This is a genomic window from Lysobacter sp. A378, assembly GCF_054052125.1.
Genome location: NZ_JBSVRK010000006.1, coordinates 1 through 5,575, shown reverse-complemented (window position 1 = coordinate 5,575; position 5,575 = coordinate 1). Strand labels below are relative to the sequence as shown.

The following is a 5,575-nucleotide window of genomic DNA, read 5'->3' as shown; positions in this document are numbered from 1 at the left end:
CGGGGTTCACGAGGTGTTGACGTGCCCTGAAAACCGGTTAAGATGGTCGGCTCGACGCAGCAACACCGGGTCGGGGCAGCGGGAAAAAATCAGGCGAACAAGGTGTTGACGTTCTCCGGATCCGCTGTAAGATGTGCGGCTCGCTCGACCACTTCGGTGGCGGGCCAGGAACGCGGCGCTGAGGCCGGTTCCGATGATCTTTGACAGTGTGCGCAGGTGACTTGTGCGGGCGTCTGGCGGGTGGATAGTTGTCCATTAGCAGATGTTCGACACAGTCCAAATGAATCAAGAACAAGCATCGCAAGATGTGAGTAATCGAGTTATTTGGGTCTGGATAGACACTGCACTCAAAGCATAGACAAGGCCTTCGGGCTGCGTCGCAATACTTAAGTGAAGAGTTTGATCCTGGCTCAGAGTGAACGCTGGCGGCAGGCCTAACACATGCAAGTCGAACGGCAGCACAGCAGAGCTTGCTCTGTGGGTGGCGAGTGGCGGACGGGTGAGGAATACGTCGGAATCTGCCTTTTTGTGGGGGATAACGTAGGGAAACTTACGCTAATACCGCATACGACCTACGGGTGAAAGCGGAGGACCTTCGGGCTTCGCGCAGAAAGATGAGCCGACGTCGGATTAGCTAGTTGGAGGGGTAATGGCCCACCAAGGCGACGATCCGTAGCTGGTCTGAGAGGATGATCAGCCACACTGGGACTGAGACACGGCCCAGACTCCTACGGGAGGCAGCAGTGGGGAATATTGGACAATGGGCGCAAGCCTGATCCAGCCATGCCGCGTGTGTGAAGAAGGCCTTCGGGTTGTAAAGCACTTTTGTACGGGAAGAAAAGCAATCGGTTAATACCCGGTTGTCATGACGGTACCGTAAGAATAAGCACCGGCTAACTTCGTGCCAGCAGCCGCGGTAATACGAAGGGTGCAAGCGTTACTCGGAATTACTGGGCGTAAAGCGTGCGTAGGTGGTTTGTTAAGTCTGATGTGAAAGCCCTGGGCTCAACCTGGGAATGGCATTGGATACTGGCAGTCTAGAGTGTGGGAGAGGGTAGCGGAATTCCCGGTGTAGCAGTGAAATGCGTAGATATCGGGAGGAACATCCGTGGCGAAGGCGGCTACCTGGACCAACACTGACACTGAGGCACGAAAGCGTGGGGAGCAAACAGGATTAGATACCCTGGTAGTCCACGCCCTAAACGATGCGAACTGGATGTTGGGGACACTTAGGTCCTCAGTATCGAAGCTAACGCGTTAAGTTCGCCGCCTGGGAAGTACGGTCGCAAGACTGAAACTCAAAGGAATTGACGGGGGCCCGCACAAGCGGTGGAGTATGTGGTTTAATTCGATGCAACGCGAAGAACCTTACCTGGCCTTGACATGTCGAGAACTCGCTAGAGATAGCTTGGTGCCTTCGGGAACTCGAACACAGGTGCTGCATGGCTGTCGTCAGCTCGTGTCGTGAGATGTTGGGTTAAGTCCCGCAACGAGCGCAACCCTTGTCCTTAGTTGCCAGCACGTAATGGTGGGAACTCTAAGGAGACTGCCGGTGACAAACCGGAGGAAGGTGGGGATGACGTCAAGTCATCATGGCCCTTACGGCCAGGGCTACACACGTACTACAATGGTGGGGACAGAGGGCTGCAAACTCGCGAGAGCTAGCCAATCCCAGAAACCCCATCTCAGTCCGGATCGCAGTCTGCAACTCGACTGCGTGAAGTCGGAATCGCTAGTAATCGCAGATCAGAATTGCTGCGGTGAATACGTTCCCGGGCCTTGTACACACCGCCCGTCACACCATGGGAGTGGGTTGCTCCAGAAGTAGCTAGTCTAACCTTCGGGGGGACGGTTACCACGGAGTGATTCATGACTGGGGTGAAGTCGTAACAAGGTAGCCGTATCGGAAGGTGCGGCTGGATCACCTCCTTAGAGACATAAAGACAGCCGATTGCCAGTCAGGCGTCCGCACAAGTGACCTGCATTCAGAGTTTCAGCACGGGGCTTTAGCTCAGCTGGGAGAGCACCTGCTTTGCAAGCAGGGGGTCGTCGGTTCGATCCCGACAAGCTCCACCACTTGGCATCGAGACATGGGTCTGTAGCTCAGGTGGTTAGAGCGCACCCCTGATAAGGGTGAGGCCGGTGGTTCGAGTCCTCCCAGACCCACCAACCAAAGCTGTCGACGAAATTCTGAATGAATCTGCGCACACACACATAGATTTGAAGCGACCAGGCGTTGAGGCCGGGTTGCGTTCTTTGAAAACTGGGACGTAGCGAGCGTTTTGAGACGGAATGTCCATGACGTGTCGTAGAGGCTAAGGCGGGGACTACGAGTCCCTAATATTTGAAGTGAGACGTTGTGTTCACGCAACGTATGATCCTGAGGCGACTTGGGGTTATATGGTCAAGTGAATAAGCGCACACGGTGGATGCCTTGGCGGTCAGAGGCGATGAAGGACGTGACAGCCTGCGAAAAGCGTGGGGGAGCTGGCAATAAGCATTGATCCCGCGATGTCCGAATGGGGAAACCCACTCCGCAAGGAGTATTGCATGATGAATACATAGTCATGCAAGGCGAACCCGGTGAACTGAAATATCTAAGTAACCGGAGGAAAAGAAATCAACCGAGATTCCCTGAGTAGTGACGAGCGAACGGGGAACAGCCCTTAAGTTGATTGAGTTTTAGCAAAACAACCTGGGAAGGTTGGCCATAGACGGTGACAGCCCGGTATGCGAAAAGGCTCTTTCAATGAAAACGAGTAGGGCGGGGCACGAGAAACCCTGTCTGAACATGGGGGGACCATCCTCCAAGGCTAAATACTACTGACCGACCGATAGTGAACCAGTACCGTGAGGGAAAGGCGAAAAGAACCCTGGTGAAGGGAGTGAAATAGACCCTGAAACCGTGTGCGTACAAGCAGTAGGAGCTCCTTCGTGGAGTGACTGCGTACCTTTTGTATAATGGGTCAGCGACTTACAGTTCGTGGCAAGCTTAACCGTATAGGGGAGGCGAAGGGAAACCGAGTCTGAATAGGGCGCATAGTCGCGGGCTGTAGACCCGAAACCGGGTGATCTAGTCATGCCCAGGGTGAAGGTACCGTAACAGGTACTGGAGGCCCGAACCCACTCCCGTTGCAAAGGTAGGGGATGAGGTGTGATTAGGAGTGAAAAGCTAATCGAACCCGGAGATAGCTGGTTCTCCTCGAAAGCTATTTAGGTAGCGCCTCGGACGAATACTACTGGGGGTAGAGCACTGTTATGGCTAGGGGTTCATTGCGAATTACCAAACCATGGCAAACTCCGAATACCAGTACGTACTATCCGGGAGACACACGGCGGGTGCTAACGTCCGTCGTGAAAAGGGAAACAACCCAGACCCACAGCTAAGGTCCCAAATCAGTGCTGAGTGGAAAACGATGTGGAAAGGCACAGACAGCCAGGAGGTTGGCTTAGAAGCAGCCATCCTTTAAAGAAAGCGTAATAGCTCACTGGTCGAGTCGGTCTGCGCGGAAGATTTAACGGGGCTAAGCATTGAACCGAAGCTTGGGGTGCATACTTTGTATGCGCGGTAGAGGAGCGTTCCGTAAGCCGATGAAGGTGGATTGAGAAGTCTGCTGGAGGTATCGGAAGTGCGAATGCTGACATGAGTAACGATAATGCGGGTGAAAAACCCGCACGCCGAAAGCCCAAGGTTTCCTTGCGCAATGTTAATCAACGCAGGGTGAGTCGGCCCCTAAGGCGAGGCAGAAATGCGTAGTCGATGGGAAGCAGGTTAATATTCCTGCACCTCGCGTAAGTGCGATGGAGGGACGGAGAAGGTTAGGTATACCGGGCGTTGGTTGTCCCGGGGAAAGCAGGTAGGTGGATCCCTTAGGCAAATCCGGGGGGTCATTAACGCCGAGCAGCGAGACGAGCCCATTAGGGTGAAGTTACCGATACCACGCTTCCAGGAAAAGCTCCTAAGCTTCAGCTTACGCAGACCGTACCGTAAACCGACACAGGTGGGCAGGATGAGAATTCTCAGGCGCTTGAGAGAACTCGGGTGAAGGAACTAGGCAACATGGCACCGTAACTTCGGGAGAAGGTGCACCCCTGATGGTGGCTCATGCGAGCTATAGCTGTCGGGGGTCGCAGTAACCAGGCCGCTGCGACTGTTTATCAAAAACACAGCACTCTGCAAACACGAAAGTGGACGTATAGGGTGTGACGCCTGCCCGGTGCTGGAAGGTTAATTGATGGGGTCAGCCGCAAGGCGAAGCTCTTGATCGAAGCCCCAGTAAACGGCGGCCGTAACTATAACGGTCCTAAGGTAGCGAAATTCCTTGTCGGGTAAGTTCCGACCTGCACGAATGGCGTAACGATGGCGGCGCTGTCTCCACCCGAGACTCAGTGAAATTGAAATCGCTGTGAAGATGCAGCGTTCCCGTGGCAAGACGGAAAGACCCCGTGAACCTTTACTATAGCTTTACACTGAACGTTGAGTTCGTCTGTGTAGGATAGGTGGGAGGCTATGAAACCCTGGCGCTAGCTGAGGTGGAGCCAACCTTGAAATACCACCCTGTCGTGCTTGACGTTCTAACCCAGGTCCGTTATCCGGATCGGGGACCGTGTATGGTGGGTAGTTTGACTGGGGCGGTCTCCTCCCAAAGTGTAACGGAGGAGCACGAAGGTACGCTCAGCGCGGTCGGACATCGCGCACTGTGTGCAAAGGCATAAGCGTGCTTGACTGCGAGATCGACGGATCAAGCAGGTACGAAAGTAGGTCTTAGTGATCCGGTGGTTCTGTATGGAAGGGCCATCGCTCAACGGATAAAAGGTACTCCGGGGATAACAGGCTGATACCGCCCAAGAGTTCATATCGACGGCGGTGTTTGGCACCTCGATGTCGGCTCATCACATCCTGGGGCTGTAGTCGGTCCCAAGGGTATGGCTGTTCGCCATTTAAAGTGGTACGCGAGCTGGGTTCAGAACGTCGTGAGACAGTTCGGTCCCTATCTGCCATGGGCGTTGGAGATTTGAGAGGGGCTGCTCCTAGTACGAGAGGACCGGAGTGGACGAACCTCTGGTGTTCCGGTTGTCACGCCAGTGGCATTGCCGGGTAGCTATGTTCGGAAGCGATAACCGCTGAAAGCATCTAAGCGGGAAGCGCGCCTCAAGATGAGATCTCCCGGGAGCTTGACTCCCCTAAAGGAACCATCAAGACCAGGTGGTTGATAGGCAGGGTGTGTAAGTACAGCAATGTATTGAGCTAACCTGTACTAATGATCCGTGTGGCTTGACCATATAACCTCAAGTGGCCTTGGACTCGACGACGCGTCGACGACATTCCAGCCAAACCAGACTCGCTACGTCCCACCCTATTGAGAGCCCGCGCCGCAGGCGCGACTCCGACCAGTTTGCTCAGTGATAATAGCTGTGTGGCACCACCCGATCCCATCCCGAACTCGGAAGTGAAACGCACACGCGCCGATGGTAGTGTGGCCTAAGCCATGCAAGAGTAGGTCATTGCTGAGCATTTACACCGAAGGCCGGTCCCCACAAGGGGCCGGCCTTCTTCTTTGGGCGAGAATCCATT

The 5,575-nt window shown here is 54.5% G+C and carries 2 tRNA genes and 3 rRNA genes; all 5 read left to right on the top strand.

Annotated features, from left to right (window positions below):
* Window positions 1–387: 387 nt before the first annotated feature.
* The 5 genes from ACW7G1_RS14650 to rrf all read left to right on the top strand — a co-directional run bounded on the left by ACW7G1_RS14650 (window position 388) and on the right by rrf (window position 5,514).
* Window positions 388–1,932 (top strand): 16S ribosomal RNA (locus ACW7G1_RS14650).
* 68 nt (window positions 1,933–2,000) lie between these two features.
* Window positions 2,001–2,076 (top strand) — tRNA-Ala (locus ACW7G1_RS14645).
* Window positions 2,077–2,092: 16 nt separating this feature from the next.
* Window positions 2,093–2,169 (top strand) — tRNA-Ile (locus ACW7G1_RS14640).
* Between the two features lie 233 nt (window positions 2,170–2,402).
* Window positions 2,403–5,283: ribosomal RNA gene (locus ACW7G1_RS14635) — 23S ribosomal RNA — on the top strand.
* Window positions 5,284–5,399: 116 nt separating this feature from the next.
* Window positions 5,400–5,514: ribosomal RNA gene (gene rrf / locus ACW7G1_RS14630) — 5S ribosomal RNA — on the top strand.
* The 16S, 23S and 5S rRNA genes sit together here with 2 tRNA genes alongside, the layout of an rRNA operon.
* The last annotated feature ends 61 nt before the right edge of the window (window positions 5,515–5,575 follow it).